The following is a 15,032-nucleotide window of genomic DNA, read 5'->3' on the forward strand; positions in this document are numbered from 1 at the left end:
ACATCCCCAACTTCCTGCAGATAACCCCAAAATAACGCTTTACTCGTGGAATCTTTGCGCACACCATGGTGCCGGGCTGGGCCGGTGCCGACTGGTCCGGCTTAGGGCAGGCAAGAGGCGCGCGGCACAGACGCGCTCCCGAAGGCAAGCGAGTGAGGCCGGGCATGTCGCTTTCGGAGCAGCTGAACACCGACGATCTCCATCCCATCGACATCGTCGAGCACATCGCCGAGTACAGGGATTGGGACTTTGACCGCGTCGGCGATGACCAGATCGCCATGGCGATCGAGGGGCAGTGGCGGACCTATTCGATCACGCTGGCCTGGATGCCGCATGACGAGACGCTGCGGCTGATCTGCACCTTCGAGATGGAGCCCCCCGCGCACCGGATGGCCGCGCTTCACGACATCTTGAACCGGACCAACGATGCGCTCTGGGCCGGCGCCTTCACCTACTGGGCAGAGCAGCGGCTGATGGTCTATCGCTATGGGCTGGTGCTCGCGGGCGGCATGCACGCCTCCGCCGAGCAGATCGACCGGATGATCGCCGCCGCCGTCGGTGCGGCCGAGCGCTATTATCCGGCGTTCCAGCTGGTCGCCTGGGGCGATCGCGCGCCGGAGGAGGCGCTGAAGGTGGCCATTGCCGAGGCCTACGGGCGGGCGTGAAGGGCACGGAGGGCGTGATGGCATTTGACGAGATCGCCCGGCGCGGCCTTGTGCTGCTTGGCTGCGGGAAGATGGGCTCGGCGATGCTCGCGGGCTGGCTCCGGCAGGGGTTGCCGGCCGAGTCGGTGTGGGTGATCGAGCCGCGCCCTTCGGACTGGCTGAAGGGGCTTGTCGGCGTGCATCTGAACGCGCCCCTGCCGGAGGCGCCGGCGGTGGCGGTCGTCGCCGTCAAGCCGCAGATGATGGGCGAGGCGCTGCCGCAGCTCGCCGCGCTGGGCGGCGGGGAGACGCTGGTGATCTCCATCGCCGCCGGCACGCCGATTGCGCGTTTCGAGGAGGTGCTCGGGGCGGCGACCCCGATCGTGCGCGCCATGCCGAACACGCCGGCGGCGATCGGCCGGGGGATCACCGCGCTCATCGGCAATGCCGCGGCGGGCGAGGCGCACATGGCGCAGGCCGAGGCGCTGCTGGCGGCTGTGGGCGAGACGGTGCGGCTCGTGAGCGAGGCGCAGATGGATGCGGTCACGGCCGTCTCCGGCTCGGGGCCGGCCTATGTGTTTCTGCTCATCGAGGCGATGGCGGCGGCCGGCGAGGCGGAGGGGCTGGCGCCCGAGCTTGCCATGCGGCTGGCCAAGGCCACGGTGGCGGGTGCGGGGGCGCTGGCCACCGCCGAAGGAGCGGAGCCGCCCGATCGGCTGCGGGTCAATGTCACGAGCCCCGGCGGCACCACCGCCGCGGCGCTCGAGGTGCTGATGGACCCCGAAGCCGGGCTTCTGCCACTCATGCGCCGCGCCATTCATGCGGCGGCCGAGCGCTCGCGCGAGCTTGCCGGCTGAGGCGCGCGATGAGCGAGACGATCAGCTTTGACGATTTCCTGAAGGTCGACATCCGCGTGGGCGAGGTGGTGCGCGCCGAGCCCTACCCGGAGGCACGCAAGCCCGCGATCAAGCTCTGGGTCGATTTCGGCCCCGGCATCGGGGTGAAGAAGAGCTCCGCCCAGCTTACCCGCCACTACAGCCCGGAGGCGCTTGTCGGGCGCAAGGTGGTGGCGGTGGTGAACTTTCCGCCACGCCAGATCGGCAGGTTCATGTCCGAGGTTCTGGTGCTCGGCGTGCCGGATGAGGAGGGCGAGGTCGTCCTTCTGGTCCCCGAGCGCGACGTGCCGGTGGGCGGGCGGATGTTCTGAGGCGCTGGGCGCGGCGCTCACCTTCCTTCTTTCCAAAGCCTTCAAAACGCGCTAGGGCGTCGCCATCTGAGACGTGACGCACTGACCCCGGCGACGCTGTGAGGATTGGGGTCGGCAGCAATGGGGCTGCCAATGATACGGGGCGCACCCGGACCGCCGGGATGGCCCATGCAGGAAACGATGATGTTCAACGTAGTGAAGAAATCGATGCAGTGGGGGGACGAGACCCTCACACTTGAGACGGGAAAGATCGCGCGACAGGCCGACGGAAGCGTGGTGGCCACGCTGGGAGAGACCTCGGTGCATGCCGCGGTGACCTTTGCCAAGGAGGCGAAGCCGGGGCAGGACTTCTTCCCGCTCACTGTCCACTATCAGGAAAAATACTATGCCGCCGGCAAGGTGCCCGGCGGCTTCTTCAAGCGCGAGGCGCGTCCCACCGAGAAGGAGACGCTGACCGCGCGGCTGATCGACCGGCCGATCCGGCCGCTGTTCGCGCCGGGCTTCAAGAACGAAGTGCTGGTGATGTGCACCGTTCTGAGCCATGATCTTGTCAATGATCCCGACATCGTGGCCATGATTGCCGCCTCTGCGGCGCTCACGCTGTCGGGCGTGCCCTTCATGGGGCCGATCGCCGGCTGCCGCGTGGGCTACGCGGGCGGCGAATACATCCTCAACCCCGATGTCGAGGACATGCACGATCTGCGCTCGAACCCCGAGCAGCGGCTCGACCTCGTCGTGGCGGGGACGAAGGACGCGGTGATGATGGTCGAGTCGGAGGCCTATGAGCTCTCCGAGGAAGAGATGCTCGGCGCCGTCCAGTTCGGCCATGAACAGCTCAAGCCGGTGATCGACCTCATCGTGGAGCTGGCCGAGGAAGCGGCCAAGGAGCCCTTCGACTACACCCCGCCGGACTACACCGCGCTTTACGAGAAGGTGAAGAAGCTCGGCGAGGAGCGCATGCGCGCGGCCTTCGCCATCCGCGACAAGCAGGAGCGCACCAAGGCCATCGCCGCGGCGCGCGAGGCGATCAAGGCGGAGCTTTCGGAGGAGGAGCAGGCCGACGAAAACCTTGGCGATGCGCTCAAGAAGCTCGAGTCGGAGATCCTGCGCGGCGACATCGTCAATGGCGGCTTGCGCATCGACGGGCGCGATCTGAAGACGGTGCGCCCGATCGAGGCCGAGGTGGGCCTTCTGCCGCGCACGCACGGCTCGGCGCTTTTCACCCGCGGCGAGACGCAGGCGCTGGTGGTCACCACGCTTGGCACCGGCGAGGATGAGCAGATCATCGACGCGCTGCACGGCAATTTCCGCTCGAACTTCCTCTTGCACTACAACTTCCCGCCCTATTCGGTGGGCGAGGTGGGGCGCGTCGGGCCTCCGGGCCGGCGCGAAATCGGGCATGGCAAGCTTGCCTGGCGGGCGCTGCAGGCGGTGCTGCCGCCGGCGACCGAATTCCCCTACACCATCCGGCTCGTCTCGGAGATCACCGAGTCGAACGGCTCTTCCTCGATGGCCACGGTCTGCGGCTCCTCGCTGTCGATGATGGACGCGGGCGTGCCGATCAAGGCGCCCGTGGCCGGCGTGGCCATGGGGCTCATCCTTGAATCCGACGGCCGCTTTGCGGTGCTCACCGACATTCTCGGTGACGAGGACCACCTCGGCGACATGGACTTCAAGGTCGCCGGCACCGAGAAGGGCATCACCAGCCTGCAGATGGACATCAAGGTGTCGGGCATCACGCCCGAGATCATGCGCCAGGCGCTTGAGCAGGCCAAGGAGGGCCGGCTGCACATCCTGCGCGAAATGTCCAAGGCCATCAGCGGCGTGGGCCAGTTCTCGGTTCACGCACCGCGCATCGAGACGATGACCGTGCCCACGGACAAGATCCGCGAGGTGATCGGCTCGGGCGGCAAGGTGATCCGCGAGATCGTCGAGACCTCGGGCGCGAAGGTCGACATCAACGACGACGGTCTGATCAAGATCGCCTCGGCCAATCCCGAAGCGATCGAGAAGGCGCGCGAGATGATCCTCTCGATCGTCGCCGAGCCGGAGGAAGGCAAGGTCTACCGCGGCAAGGTGGTCAAGCTCGTCGACTTCGGCGCCTTCGTGAACTTCTTCGGCAAGCGCGATGGCCTGGTGCATGTCAGCCAGATCACCGATCGCCGGCTTGGGCATCCCTCCGAGGTGCTGAAGGAAGGGCAGGAGGTCTGGGTGAAGCTTCTGGGCTTCGATGATCGCGGCAAGGTGCGGCTGAGCATGAAGGCCGTCGATCAGGAGACCGGCGAGGAGATCGAGGGCGCCGGCGGTGACGAAGGCCCCAAGGGCGGCGGGCGGCGCCGCTCGCGCAGGAAAGAGGGCGCGGAGGGCTGAGCGCCCCGAAAAACCGTGAAGGCGAAGGCCCCGGCGACATGCCGGGGCCTTTTTCGTTGCGCGGGGCGCGCCAAATGTTTCGCGCGCGAAACATTTCGGGGCGCGCCCGTCGGACGGCTCAGATGATCTCGTCCTCGTCGAAGAGACGCTCCTCCTCGCTGGTGTCGTAGAGGGCGTCGAGGCGCGCTTCGGCTTCCTCCGGCCGCGCGGTCAGCGCCACATGCACGAGCGCCTCGCCCTCATAGACCACCGGCATGGTCGTCCGGCCGATGACGATGCCGTCGCCCGCGGCGCGGATGGTGGCTTCGGTCTCGCCGAGCGGGTCGGCGATGACACCGAGGATCTCGCCTTCCTTCACCACCCCGCCATGGGCTTGGCGCGCGCGGAACAGCCCGCCCATGGGCGCGCGGTGCCAGACGGACCTGCGGCAGACCACGCTTGGCGCCTTCGCCTTCGGCACGAGGCGCGCCGGAAGCATCTCGAGCGCCTGCATGACCCTGAGAATGCCGGCGACCCCGAAACGCGCCGAGTCCTCGTCAAAGCGCAGGCCCTCGCCGGCCTCGTAGAGGAGGATTCCCACCCCGGCTTCGGCGGCTGCGGCGCGCAGGCTGCCTTCGCGCACGTTCGAGTGCAGCAGCACCGGCGCGGCAAAGGCGCGGGCCAGTTCCTCGAGACGGTCGTTGTCGGGCGTGATGCGCAGCTGCGGCATGTTGGTGCGGTGGATGGCGGCCGAATGCAGGTCGATGCCGAAGGATGAGCGCAGGACGACTTCGTTCATGAAGCGGTGCGCGAGGCGGGCGGCCATCGACCCGCGCGGCGAGCCGGGGAAGCTGCGGTTGAGATCGCGCCGGTCCGGCAGGTAGCGCGAGCGGTTGTGAAAGCCGAAGGTGTTGACGATCGGCACGACCAGGAGCGTTCCCGACAGCGAGCGCAGCGCCCGCGTGTTGAGAAGGCGCCGGACGATCTCAACCCCGATCACCTCGTCGCCGTGAATGGCGGCGGAGACGAAGATCACCGGCCCCGGCTTGCGCCCGTGCACCACGTGAACCGACATCGTGACCGGCGTGTGATCGGACAGCACGCCGACCGGGATTTCCACGGTCCGGCGCGTGCCCGGCGCCACGGACGTGCCGTTGATCTCGAAGGCGTCGCGTCTGGCCATCAGCCCTTGCCCCGCGTGCGCGTCCGGCCCTCCTTCGCGTTCTTCTCGATGAACTCGATGATCTTGCCGGCGACGTCGAGGCCGGTGGCCTTCTCGATCCCTTCGAGGCCGGGGCTTGAGTTGACCTCCATCACCACGGGCCCGTGGTTCGAGCGCAGCATGTCCACGCCGCAGACGTTGAGACCCATGCACCTGGCCGCGCGCACGGCGGTGGAGCGTTCCTCGGGCGAGAGCTTGATGAGCTCGGCGCTGCCGCCCCGGTGCAGGTTGGAGCGGAACTCGCCCTCCGCCCCCTTGCGCTTCATCGCCGCCACCACCCGGCCGCCGACCACCAGCGCGCGGATGTCGGTGCCACCGGCCTCCTTGATGAACTCCTGCACGAGGATGTTGATGTTGGCGCCCCGGAACGCCTCGATGATCGACTTCGCCGAGCGGTCGGTGTCGGCGAGCACCACGCCGATGCCTTGGGTGCCTTCCAGAAGCTTGATGACCAGAGGCGCGCCGCCGGCCAGCTTGACCACCTCGTCGGTGAGCTTGGGGTCGTGGGCAAAGGTCGTCACCGGCAGGCCGATGCCGTCGCGCGCCAGAAGCTGCAGCGAACGGAGCTTGTCGCGCGAGCGGGCGATGGCAACGCTCTCGTTGAGGGGGAAGACGCCCATCATCTCGAACTGCCGCAGCACCGCAAGGCCGTAGAAGGTGACGGAGGCGCCGATGCGCGGGATCACCGCATCATAGTGGGGCAGCTTCTTGTCGTGATAGTAGATCTCGGGCCGGTGCGAGGCGATGTTCATGAAGCATCGCAGCGTGTTGATGATGTCAAGTTCATGGCCGCGCGCCTCGGCCGCCTCCTTCAGCCGCTGATGCGAGTAGAGGTTGGGGTTGCGTGCGAGCATCGCGATCTTCATGACGGCGTCCTTTCCGTTATGGTTGTCTCCTGACGGTCTGGCGCCGCCTTGAGGGAGCTGCGGTGCCTCGAGACGACAGGCGCGCCCCACAGCCAGGAGCGGCCCGGATCGACCAGCAGACGGTGACGGCGGATCGCGGTGCGCCCGAGGATCAGCGGGTGGCGCATTTCCGCCCGGTCGGCAAGCGTGACTTCGATGCGCCATCGGCGGCGTCCGAGAACCAGCAGTGTTTCGATCACATGGCGCTCCTGCGGCACGCCTCCGGTGTTCTTCACCCGGCGGCGGTCGGCAAGCGGCGCCACGCAGTCACGGGCATGCACGCCGCTGGCATGGGGAATGTGAAAGCGCACCCAGCGCCGCCCGTCCCTTTCGAATTCAACGATGTGCGTCGCGTGCAGCGCCGAGGTCCGCGCGCCGGTGTCGATCTTGGCGGGCAGCAGATCAAGGCCGAGTTCGGGCAGCGCGACGCGTTCGCGCCAGCCGACCACGCCCCAGCCGCTGGCCCCGGCGGGAGCCGCGGCGTTCGGGTCGGGGGTCACGTGAGCGCCTCCTCGTTCACGCGGCGGTAGTTGACGAAGGTGTTCACGCTCATCACCACGGCGAAACTGTCCATGTCGATAAGCACGAAGCCGCGCTCGTAGAGGGCGCGCGACAGGGCGCGCATGTCGTCCTCGTAGAGGCGCCGACGCCCCATGAGCTGGCGCAGCAGCTTGGCGGAAATCCGGTACCGGCCGGAGGGCTTGCCTCCGAAACTCCTGCCGTAAAGGCGGGCCAGCCGCTCGGCGCAGGCCTCGATGGCTCTGTCATGGGTCGCTTCGCACATGCGGCGGGCTAATAGCAGGTAATGAAATTTTGTCCATAGACGAAATTTTCTGACAGATGGTGATGTTGCGTCAATTCAGCGGCCGCGACGCAGTCAGAGATCCACCTCGATCACGCCGCCCGGCTCGGCGGCGCGGGACTGGCAGAGGATGATGCTCTCGGCGCGCTGGGCCTTCGAGAGCACGAAGTCGCGATGCTCCACCTCGCCCGAGAGAAGCCGCTCCTTGCACACCCCGCACAGCCCGTCGGCGCATTTCACGTCGATATGGATGCCATGCTCGGCCAGAGCATCGGTGGCCGTCTTGTCGGCGGGCACCTCGATTTCGCGCCCGGAGCGGGCAAGGCGCAGCGTGAAGGGGTGGTTGACGTAGTCGGGCTGTTCGGGAACGGAGAAATACTCCAGATGCACCGCCTCCTCGGGCCAGCCCTGCCGCTCGGCCGCCTCGATGACCGATTTCATGTAGCGATCCGGCCCGCAGGTGTAGAGGTGCCAGCCCTGCTGCCAGCCTGAAAGGATCGCGTCGAGATCGGCGCGCGTGCCCTCGTCGGAGACGTGAAGATGCACCCGATCGGCCCAGGGGAAGGCGGCGAGATCGTCGAGGTAACCGGCCGCCGCGCGCGACTTGACCGAATAGTGCATGACGAAATCGCGCCCGATCGCATGCAGCCGGTGGCCCATGGCGATCAAGGGCGTGATGCCGATGCCCCCGCCCATCAGAAAGCTCTTCTCGGCCGTCTCGTCGAGCGGGAAGTGGTTGATCGGGCGCGAGATGAAGACCTTGCGCCCTTCGGTGAAGATGCGGTGCAGAAGCTTCGAGCCGCCGCGCCCCTGATCCTCGCGCAACACCCCGATCTGGTAGACGCTGCGGTCGGCCGGGTCGCCCGACATGGAGTATTGGCGCAGGAACTCGGGCGCCACCACCACGTCGAGATGCGCGCCGGCCTCCCATGCGGGCAGCTCGCCGCCGTCGAGGGCGCGGAACTCGTACTTGGTGATGTCGGGCGTCATCTTCTCCACCTTGGAGACGACGACGCGCAGCACCGGGCTTTCGCCCTGGTCGTTCGTGTAGTGGTGGACGTGCGCTTCATCCCCCGCGGCAATGCGGGCGCGGTATTCAGCCGCCGTTACGAGCTTCTGATAGGCTTCGATGCCGGCCTCCCTGTCCATCGGGAAAGGGTAGGGCCAGGGCGGCGGGGCGAGGTTCGCGGGATAGACGGCAAGCGTCTGGTCCTCGTAGCGCAGCTCGAGATCCTTTTGCAGGTCGCGCGCGTTCACGGGCTGGCGGGCGGGGCGGTAGGCGCCGTCCTCGTGAAGCTCGATGTCCCACCACCATTTCTTCACCGGGTTGAGCCCGCCCTTGCCGACCGCGTCGTCAAGGCGCGCGAGCCAGGGCGCGGCGCGGGGCACGTTCATCGCCAGCCAGCGGAAGGGGCGCTCGGCGAACAGGCCCTCGAGGTTCCACGGGCAGGTCTTCATGCAGCGCCCGCACATGGCGCCGCCCTCGGTGGTGATGCGGTAGGTGGCGCATTTCTGGCTGTCGGACTTCCAGATCTCGTAGCCGTTGAACATCAGCTTCGGCCCGGCGGTGATCGCGCCCGAGGGGCATTCGCGGGCGCATTTGTTGCACGCCTCGCAGAAGGCCTGCAGGCCGAAATCCACCGGCTTGTCGTGGGCGAGTGGCATGTCGGTCGTCACCACGCCCGACTTGAGCCGCGGGCCGAGGAAGGGGTTGAGGATGACCTCGCCGATGCGGCTGACCTCACCGAGCCCCGACAGGAGCAGGAGCGGCGGTTGCAGCACCTCGCCGTCGAGCACCGTGTGCGCCTTGGCCGAGTAGCCGAGGTTGCGGATCTGCTTCGCGATCACCCCGCCCAGAAGCGAAAACCGCAAGTATGCGCGCATCGATTGGGCGACCGAGATCCAGTCATCGCCCGAGGCGCCCTCCATCGTCTCGTAGCCCTGGTCGACAATCATCGAGATCGCCTGATCGTGGGGCGGGTCGATGGGCTCGCCGGCGGCGTCGTGCGAATACCAGGCCCATTCGGGGCAGCGCGAGATGCCGACCGCGTCGATGCCGAGGAAATAGCTCGCCGCCTTGATGTTGAGGGCGTTGCGTTCGGGATCGGCGGGGCGGGGGCCTTGCGCGTTCGGCTCGCCGTCCTGCAACAGCACGAAGGCGCCGAGCACGCGGCGCTGGGCCATCGAGGGCGCGGCCTTGCGCGCATAATGGCCGCCCTTGGCGCCCTCCTGCACGGCGCGGCCCATGTCGCCGAACTGGGCGCGGGCGAACATGTCGGTGCGCTTGGGCACGCGGGGAATGCGCGCCTCGTCGATGTAGGTGGTGGGCTCCTCCACCCGCTTGAGCGTCTCGAAGGGGTGCGGGCCGTCGGCGAAGTCGCGCCGGGCGAACGGATCGCCATTGAGCGCGGAGCGGCGCGAGCGGGTGCCAAGCCACCATGACGGCCCCTTCACCCGCCAGGCGGGCTGCTCGGACCAGGGCCTGAGCGGGGCGTCATGGGCAAGCTCGAAATCGGTGGTCAGGGCGGCGAGTCCGAAGCGGGGGCCGAGCCAGGGCGCATGCAGCGCGCCGTTTTCCACCGTGCAAAGGCCCGCGGCGACGGCGAGCCTGTTGAGGTCAACGTCGGAGGAGGTGACGGTGTGCGCCTTCGCGTCCCATCCCAGAAGGCGGATGTAGTTGGCCAGCACCACCGCCGTTTCGCTCGCGCGCAGGCAGGCACGGTGGGCCTGCGCGTCCTCGAGCCAGTCGCAGCCCTTCTCGCCGGGGCGCGGGTCGCGCGGCATCTCGTAGAGAAACACGATGGCGTGGCGGTGGCCCTCGATGGTGGAGGGCGGCGCCTCCATCGACTCCTTGAGGTCGGCCATGATGAGGTCGATGCCCGAGGCGAGCGTCTTGGTCTGGCGCGTGCGCAGGTCGTGTGCGAGGCGGTCGATGTCGGGGTTGCGGCGCGGGGCGGGCAGGAGGGCCTCAGGCGGCACAGGACCGATACCCACCATCGAGGCATCGGAGAAATAGCCGAAGGCCTTGAGGTGGTTGGCCCGCTCGAGCGGATCGGAGGGCACCTCGGCGCGGGCGCGGTTGACGAGCCCGTCGCGGATCGCGTCCATCATCGCCTGATACTCGGCCATGGCATTGACGATGGAGGCAGGGGCGTGCGGCCTGCGGAAGTCGAGTCCCGGCATCGGCGGGACGGCGGAGAGATCGGGCATCGGGCCGCGCTCGAGCAGCTCGAGCGGGAACGGGCCCATGTGCACGGGGCGCTTGCGGTCGGAGAAGAAGCGGAGCGTCATGGCCAGGAGCGTCGAGAGTTCATGGCCAGACAGTAGCCGAGGCGGAGCGGATGTCCAGTCGTGGCACTTGCAACGAAAAGGGGCCGCGGCCACGGCCGGCGGCCCCTTCGCGCGGCTGTCGCGGCGCGGCTTACTGGGCGCCGAACTGCGCCAGATAGGCGTAGACGTCGCGGGCTTCGTCTTCCTTGCGGACCTTGAAGGACATCTTCGAGCGCGCCTTGGAGTCGCCGAGCTGATCCTTCAGCCAGCCGGTGGGATCCTGCACGAAGGCGATAAAGTGCTCCTCGTCCCAGACCACGCCCTGCTCGCCGAGGGCCTTGAGCCCGTCGGAGTAACGGAAGCCCTCCTCGCTGCCAACCACGCGCCCGGCGATGCCGTAGAGGTTGGGGCCGGTCTTGGCGCCGCGGCCGGCAAGGACATTGCCGTCCGGGTCGGCAACAACGTGGCAGGAGATGCACTTCTTGAACACCTTCTCGCCTTCGGCAGGGTTGCCATCGGCAAGGGCGGGGGCCGCCAGAAGCGCGGCGGCGATGATTGCGATGGTGGATTTCATTGTCCGTCTCTCCTCGGTTTCGCTCCTGGGTTGGCGCCGGCCGGCCGCACGGGGCCGTGGCGCCTCACGAACAGTCAAGTGCGCCCGCCGCAGCATGGCCGTCTGCGCAATCCTCGGCGCAAGCCCGGTGACGGGCGGCGTGCAACACGCAGCTAAGGGGATTTGCCACACAAGCGCAATGCGACGAATACTCACGTTTGCGTCGACAGGGCGGAAAAGCCGGAGGGCGATGTGGGCGGCGGGACGATCTTCTTTGTGGCCTCGAAGGTTCTGGGCCTTCTGGCAAGACCCGAGACATGGCTGTTCCTCGCCCTTGTGATTGCGCTGCGGCGCCTGGCCCAGGGCCGGGTCGGGGCAGCCCGACGCTGGCTGGGCGGCGCAGCGCTTGCTGTGCTCCTTCTCGGCGCCTGGCCCGTGGGCGATCTGGTGCTGGGGCCCTTGGAGGCGCGCTACCCGCCGCGGCCCGCGCTTTCGCGTGTTGACGGGATCATCGTGCTTTCCGGCGCCGAGGAGGCGGAGCTGTCGCGACTCTGGGGGATGCCCGAGCTCAATGGCGCGGGCGAGCGGCTTTTCGCCGGGTTGGCGCTGGCGCGGCAGTTTCCCGATGCGCGTGTTGTCGTGACCGGGGGCAGCGGCCGGCTCGGAGGAGCGCGGAGCACGGAGGCGGAGGTGGCCGCGGCGGTCCTGACCGACGCGGGGCTCGAGCGCTCCCGGCTCGTTCTCGAGACCCGCTCGCGCAACACCTGGGAGAACGCGATCTTCTCCCGCCCGCTTGCCAAGCCGCGGCCGGGCGAAACCTGGGTGCTGGTCACGAGCGCCTGGCACATGCCGCGCGCGATGGGCGTGTTCTGCGCCGCTGGCTGGCCGGTGGTGCCCTATCCGGTGGATCAGCGCAGCGGGATGCTGGGCCTCAGGCCGGAGTGGGAGCTGTGGGAGCATGGCGATGCGCTGCGTCGCGGCGTCAAGGAGTGGGTCGGGCTTCTGGCCTACGGGCTTTCGGGGCGGACGGCCGAGTGCGGGGTGCCTCCGGGCTAGGGCTCAAGGCGGCTTGACATGGGCCATGCGATGGCCGCCGAATGCGCCAGATGCCCAAGCGCAGAGAGGCCGGAGATGATCGAGGAACCGCCGAAGCTGACCATCCGCCGCCCCGCGCGGCGCCCGAGCGCGGAGCAGATCGCCGCCTTTCGGGATGTGCCCACGAGTTTCGTGGTCGATGCCATGAAAGGGGCCGGCGCGCTCGATCAGGCGATCCGGCCGCTTGAGCATGGCGGGCGGTTGCCGGGCCATGTGGCCGGGCCGGCGCTGACCGCGGCCAACGGGCCGGCGGACATTCTCGCCACGCTGGCCGCGCTTGCCTTTCTGCGCGAGGGGGACGTGCTGGTGGCCGGTGCCTCGGGCTATGCGGGCTGCGCGGCGGCGGGCGACAAGCTCGCGGCGATGGCGCGCAATGCCGGGGCGGCGGCAATCGTCACCGACGGGCCGATGCGCGATCTCGAGGGAATCGTGGCCACGGGTCTGCCGGCATGGTGCACCGGGCTCACCCCGGCTTCCCCCTACAGCACCGGCCCCGGCCGCGTGGGCCTGCCGATGCAGATTGGCGGGCAGCGGGTGGACACCGGCGACATGATCGTGGCCGACAGCGATGGCGTGGTGGTGGTGCCCTACGAGCGGATTGACGAGGTGATCGAAGGGATCGCCCGCGTGCGTGCGGCCGAAGCCGCGCTTGATGCGGAGATCGCCGGCGGCATGGCGGTGCCGCCCGACATCATCGACCTCCTGGCATCAGAGGCGGTGGAATACGTGGACTGAGACGCCCCGCCTCAGCGCAGGCCGAGCACGTCGAGCATGTCGTATTCACCCGGCTTCCGGTTCATGCCCCAGAGTGCGGCCTTGAGCGCGCCGCGCGCGAAAAGCGCGCGGTCCGAGGCGACATGGCCGAGCACCAGCCGCTCGCCCTGCCCGGCGAAGATCACCTGATGCTCGCCGATGATGTCGCCGCCGCGGATGGCGGAAAAACCGATGTGGCCGCGCTCGCGCGGGCCGGTGATGCCGTCCCGGCCGCGGTCGGCCACCTCGGCAAGTTTCACCCCGCGCCCTTCGGCCGCGGCCTCCCCCAGCATCAGCGCGGTGCCCGAGGGTGCATCGACCTTGCGATTGTGGTGGGCCTCGACGATCTCGATGTCGTAGTCCGCGTCGAGCTTCTCGGCGACCATGCGCACGAGAACGGTAAGGAGGTTCACGCCGAGGCTCATGTTGCCGGCGCGGATGATGACGGCGTGGCGCGCGGCGGGCCTGAGCGCGGCGAGCTGCTCTTCGGTGAAGCCCGTGGTGCCGATCACATGCACCGCGCGGGCCTGCGCGGCGAGGCGGGCGAACTCGACCGAGGCTTCGGGCGCGGTGAAGTCGAGCACGATCTGCGCCTTGGCAAACGCCTCCAGCGGGTCGTCGGTCACGGTGATGCCGAGCGCGCCGCGCCCCATGGCAAGGCCGAGATCCTGGCCTACCCACTCGTGGCCCGGCCGCTCGAGCGCCGCCACGAGCCGCATGTCATCGGAGGCGATGACGAGCTCGGTGAGCATCCGGCCCATCCGCCCCGAAACTCCCGTGATCAGAACGCCCGGCCGGTCGGTCATTGCCCTCTCGCTCCTTCTTGATCGGTGGCTCTTCCCTAGCGCGGGGCGGGCGCGGGTGAAAGGGCGCTTGCGCGCCGCTCCCCTCGGCCCTATGTGACCGCCCATGTCCAGACAACCCCACATCTCCGGGCGCGCGCCCTCGCAGCGCCAGCTTCGCGTGGGCGAGCTCATCCGCCGGCGCCTGGCGGAGGTGCTGGCGCGCGGCGAGGTGCATGACCCCGAGCTCAACGCCATGTCGATCACCGTGGGCGAGGTGCGCTGTTCGCCCGATCTGCGCGTGGCCACGGCCTTCGTGCTGCCACTTGGCGGCGAGCGGCGCGACGAGGCGCTGGAGCTTCTGCGGCGCAACCGCAGCGAGCTGAGGCGCATCGTGAGCCGGGGGCTCAATCTGAAATTCGCTCCCGAGCTGCGCTTTGCCATTGACGAGACATTCGACCGGATGGACGCCACGCGCCGGCTTCTCGAGAGCGAGGAGGTCAGGCGCGATCTGCGCGGCGGCGAGACGAACGAGGACGACTGATGGCCAGACGCAGGAAGGGCCGGGACATCTCCGGCTGGCTCGTGGTGGACAAGCCCGCGGGGCTGACCTCCACCGCCGTGGTCAACAAGGTGCGCTGGGCGCTTCAGGCCCAGAAGGCGGGACACGCGGGCACGCTTGACCCGCTGGCCACGGGCATTCTTGCGGTGGCGCTGGGCGAGGCGACGAAGACGGTGCCTTATGTGACGGATGCGCTGAAGTGCTACCGCTTCACCGTGCGCTGGGGCGAGGCGACGAACACCGATGACGCCGAGGGCGAGGTGATCGCGCGCTCCGACGAGCGCCCGACCGCCGAGGAGATCGAGGCCGCGCTGCCCGCCTTCCGTGGCGAGATCATGCAGGTGCCGCCGCAGTTCTCGGCGGTGAAGATCGACGGCGAGCGCGCCTATGCACTGGCGCGCGAGGGGGAGAGCCCGGAGCTTGCCGCGCGCCCGCTGTGGGTGGAGAGCCTCGAGCTTGTGGATCAGCCCGACGCGGATCATGCGGTTTTCGAGATGGTCTGCGGCAAGGGCGGCTATGTGCGGGCGGTTGCCCGCGACCTTGGCGAGGCGCTGGGCACCCATGGCCATGTCACCGCGCTCAGGCGGCTGTGGAGCGGGCCCTTCGAGGAGGAGGACGCCATCTCCTGGGAGGAGCTTGAGGCGTTGGCGCAGAGCCCCGAGCTTGACGCGCGGCTCCTGCCGCTCGAGGCGGGGCTGGCCGAGCTTCCCGAGCTGCGCTGCACGGCCGAGGGCGCGGCGCGGCTCAGAAACGGCAACCCCGGCATGGTGCTGAACGCCGACGCCGAATATGGCGAGACGGCCTGGGCCTCCTGGCAGGGCAGAGCGGTGGCGGTCGGCACCTACCGGGCGGGGGAGCTGCACCCCACGCGTGTGTTCCGCGGCTGAG

Annotated in this window: 15 protein-coding genes; 8 read left to right on the forward strand and 7 right to left on the reverse strand. The window is 68.7% G+C overall.

Going from position 1 to position 15,032, the window contains the following annotated elements; translation table 11 throughout:
- The first annotated feature begins 164 nt into the window (after positions 1–164).
- The 4 genes from BLQ14_RS03100 to pnp all read left to right on the forward strand — a co-directional run bounded on the left by BLQ14_RS03100 (position 165) and on the right by pnp (position 4,221).
- Positions 165–665: a type III secretion system chaperone family protein gene (locus BLQ14_RS03100; protein ID WP_092498014.1), complete on the forward strand. Its 501-nt coding sequence runs from the start codon at positions 165–167 to the stop codon at positions 663–665.
- 17 nt (positions 666–682) lie between these two features.
- Positions 683–1,501, forward strand: a complete 819-nt coding sequence (gene proC / locus BLQ14_RS03105; protein WP_092498378.1) for a pyrroline-5-carboxylate reductase — start codon at positions 683–685, stop codon at positions 1,499–1,501.
- Positions 1,502–1,509: 8 nt separating this feature from the next.
- Positions 1,510–1,851 carry a tRNA-binding protein gene (locus BLQ14_RS03110; RefSeq protein ID WP_092498016.1) on the forward strand — a complete coding sequence of 114 codons (342 nt, stop codon included), beginning with the start codon at positions 1,510–1,512 and terminating at the stop codon, positions 1,849–1,851.
- A gap of 183 nt (positions 1,852–2,034) precedes the next feature.
- Positions 2,035–4,221, forward strand: coding sequence for a polyribonucleotide nucleotidyltransferase (gene pnp / locus BLQ14_RS03115; protein ID WP_092498018.1), 2,187 nt, complete (start codon positions 2,035–2,037; stop codon positions 4,219–4,221).
- Between the two features lie 118 nt (positions 4,222–4,339).
- On the opposite strand, the gene BLQ14_RS03120 is transcribed toward pnp, so the two are convergent.
- The 6 genes from BLQ14_RS03120 to BLQ14_RS03145 form a co-directional block, all read right to left on the reverse strand.
- Positions 4,340–5,383: a succinylglutamate desuccinylase/aspartoacylase family protein gene (locus BLQ14_RS03120; RefSeq protein WP_092498020.1), complete on the reverse strand. Its 1,044-nt coding sequence runs from the start codon at positions 5,381–5,383 to the stop codon at positions 4,340–4,342.
- A complete protein-coding gene (rimK, locus tag BLQ14_RS03125; RefSeq protein WP_092498022.1) occupies positions 5,383–6,288 on the reverse strand; it encodes a 30S ribosomal protein S6--L-glutamate ligase in 906 nt (301 codons plus the stop codon). The genes BLQ14_RS03120 and rimK overlap by 1 nt, the downstream gene beginning before the upstream one ends.
- Positions 6,285–6,827 carry an ATP-dependent zinc protease family protein gene (locus BLQ14_RS03130; protein ID WP_211295345.1) on the reverse strand — a complete coding sequence of 181 codons (543 nt, stop codon included), beginning with the start codon at positions 6,825–6,827 and terminating at the stop codon, positions 6,285–6,287. Before BLQ14_RS03130 ends, rimK begins: the two co-directional genes overlap by 4 nt.
- Complete coding sequence (locus BLQ14_RS03135; protein WP_092498024.1) at positions 6,824–7,111, reverse strand: hypothetical protein; 288 nt, start codon at positions 7,109–7,111, stop codon at positions 6,824–6,826. The genes BLQ14_RS03130 and BLQ14_RS03135 overlap by 4 nt, the downstream gene beginning before the upstream one ends.
- A 93-nt stretch (positions 7,112–7,204) precedes the next feature.
- The gene (locus BLQ14_RS03140; RefSeq protein ID WP_092498026.1) at positions 7,205–10,420 is read right to left on the reverse strand and encodes a 2Fe-2S iron-sulfur cluster-binding protein; all 3,216 of its coding nucleotides are present in this window, start codon (positions 10,418–10,420) and stop codon (positions 7,205–7,207) included.
- Between the two features lie 130 nt (positions 10,421–10,550).
- Positions 10,551–10,973: a c-type cytochrome gene (locus BLQ14_RS03145; protein WP_092498028.1), complete on the reverse strand. Its 423-nt coding sequence runs from the start codon at positions 10,971–10,973 to the stop codon at positions 10,551–10,553.
- A 231-nt stretch (positions 10,974–11,204) separates the two neighbouring features.
- On the opposite strand from BLQ14_RS03145, the gene BLQ14_RS03150 reads away from it, so the two are divergent.
- Both BLQ14_RS03150 and BLQ14_RS03155 read left to right on the forward strand, forming a co-directional pair.
- Positions 11,205–12,008: a YdcF family protein gene (locus BLQ14_RS03150; RefSeq protein ID WP_211295346.1), complete on the forward strand. Its 804-nt coding sequence runs from the start codon at positions 11,205–11,207 to the stop codon at positions 12,006–12,008.
- Between the two features lie 75 nt (positions 12,009–12,083).
- Positions 12,084–12,782, forward strand: coding sequence for an RraA family protein (locus BLQ14_RS03155; RefSeq protein WP_092498384.1), 699 nt, complete (start codon positions 12,084–12,086; stop codon positions 12,780–12,782).
- Between the two features lie 11 nt (positions 12,783–12,793).
- Here the strand turns inward: BLQ14_RS03155 and dapB are convergent, their stop codons facing one another.
- A complete protein-coding gene (gene dapB, locus BLQ14_RS03160; protein ID WP_092498030.1) occupies positions 12,794–13,606 on the reverse strand; it encodes a 4-hydroxy-tetrahydrodipicolinate reductase in 813 nt (270 codons plus the stop codon).
- A 103-nt stretch (positions 13,607–13,709) separates the two neighbouring features.
- Here dapB and rbfA point away from each other — a divergent pair, with 103 nt between their 5' ends.
- Positions 13,710–14,126 carry a 30S ribosome-binding factor RbfA gene (rbfA, locus tag BLQ14_RS03165; protein WP_092498032.1) on the forward strand — a complete coding sequence of 139 codons (417 nt, stop codon included), beginning with the start codon at positions 13,710–13,712 and terminating at the stop codon, positions 14,124–14,126.
- The gene (gene truB, locus BLQ14_RS03170) at positions 14,126–15,031 is read left to right on the forward strand and encodes a tRNA pseudouridine(55) synthase TruB (protein ID WP_092498034.1); all 906 of its coding nucleotides are present in this window, start codon (positions 14,126–14,128) and stop codon (positions 15,029–15,031) included. The genes rbfA and truB overlap by 1 nt, the downstream gene beginning before the upstream one ends.
- Position 15,032: the final 1 nt, after the last annotated feature.

It is taken from the genome of Meinhardsimonia xiamenensis (genome assembly GCF_900102905.1).
Classification (GTDB): Bacteria; Pseudomonadota; Alphaproteobacteria; order Rhodobacterales; family Rhodobacteraceae; genus Meinhardsimonia; species Meinhardsimonia xiamenensis.

Excerpts from the sequence above, each read along its gene's own strand:
- BLQ14_RS03140 (WP_092498026.1), bottom strand. The coding sequence starts at position 10,420 with ATGACGCTCCGCTTCTTCTCCGACCGCAAGCGCCCCGTGCACATGGGC.
- pnp (WP_092498018.1), top strand. The coding sequence starts at position 2,035 with ATGTTCAACGTAGTGAAGAAATCGATGCAGTGGGGGGACGAGACCCTC.
- BLQ14_RS03155 (WP_092498384.1), top strand. The coding sequence starts at position 12,084 with ATGATCGAGGAACCGCCGAAGCTGACCATCCGCCGCCCCGCGCGGCGC.
- BLQ14_RS03145 (WP_092498028.1), bottom strand. The coding sequence starts at position 10,973 with ATGAAATCCACCATCGCAATCATCGCCGCCGCGCTTCTGGCGGCCCCC.
- proC (WP_092498378.1), top strand. The coding sequence starts at position 683 with ATGGCATTTGACGAGATCGCCCGGCGCGGCCTTGTGCTGCTTGGCTGC.
- rimK (WP_092498022.1), bottom strand. The coding sequence starts at position 6,288 with ATGAAGATCGCGATGCTCGCACGCAACCCCAACCTCTACTCGCATCAG.
- dapB (WP_092498030.1), bottom strand. The coding sequence starts at position 13,606 with ATGACCGACCGGCCGGGCGTTCTGATCACGGGAGTTTCGGGGCGGATG.
- rbfA (WP_092498032.1), top strand. The coding sequence starts at position 13,710 with ATGTCCAGACAACCCCACATCTCCGGGCGCGCGCCCTCGCAGCGCCAG.
- BLQ14_RS03110 (WP_092498016.1), top strand. The coding sequence starts at position 1,510 with ATGAGCGAGACGATCAGCTTTGACGATTTCCTGAAGGTCGACATCCGC.
- BLQ14_RS03120 (WP_092498020.1), bottom strand. The coding sequence starts at position 5,383 with ATGGCCAGACGCGACGCCTTCGAGATCAACGGCACGTCCGTGGCGCCG.
- truB (WP_092498034.1), top strand. The coding sequence starts at position 14,126 with ATGGCCAGACGCAGGAAGGGCCGGGACATCTCCGGCTGGCTCGTGGTG.
- BLQ14_RS03100 (WP_092498014.1), top strand. The coding sequence starts at position 165 with ATGTCGCTTTCGGAGCAGCTGAACACCGACGATCTCCATCCCATCGAC.
- BLQ14_RS03135 (WP_092498024.1), bottom strand. The coding sequence starts at position 7,111 with ATGTGCGAAGCGACCCATGACAGAGCCATCGAGGCCTGCGCCGAGCGG.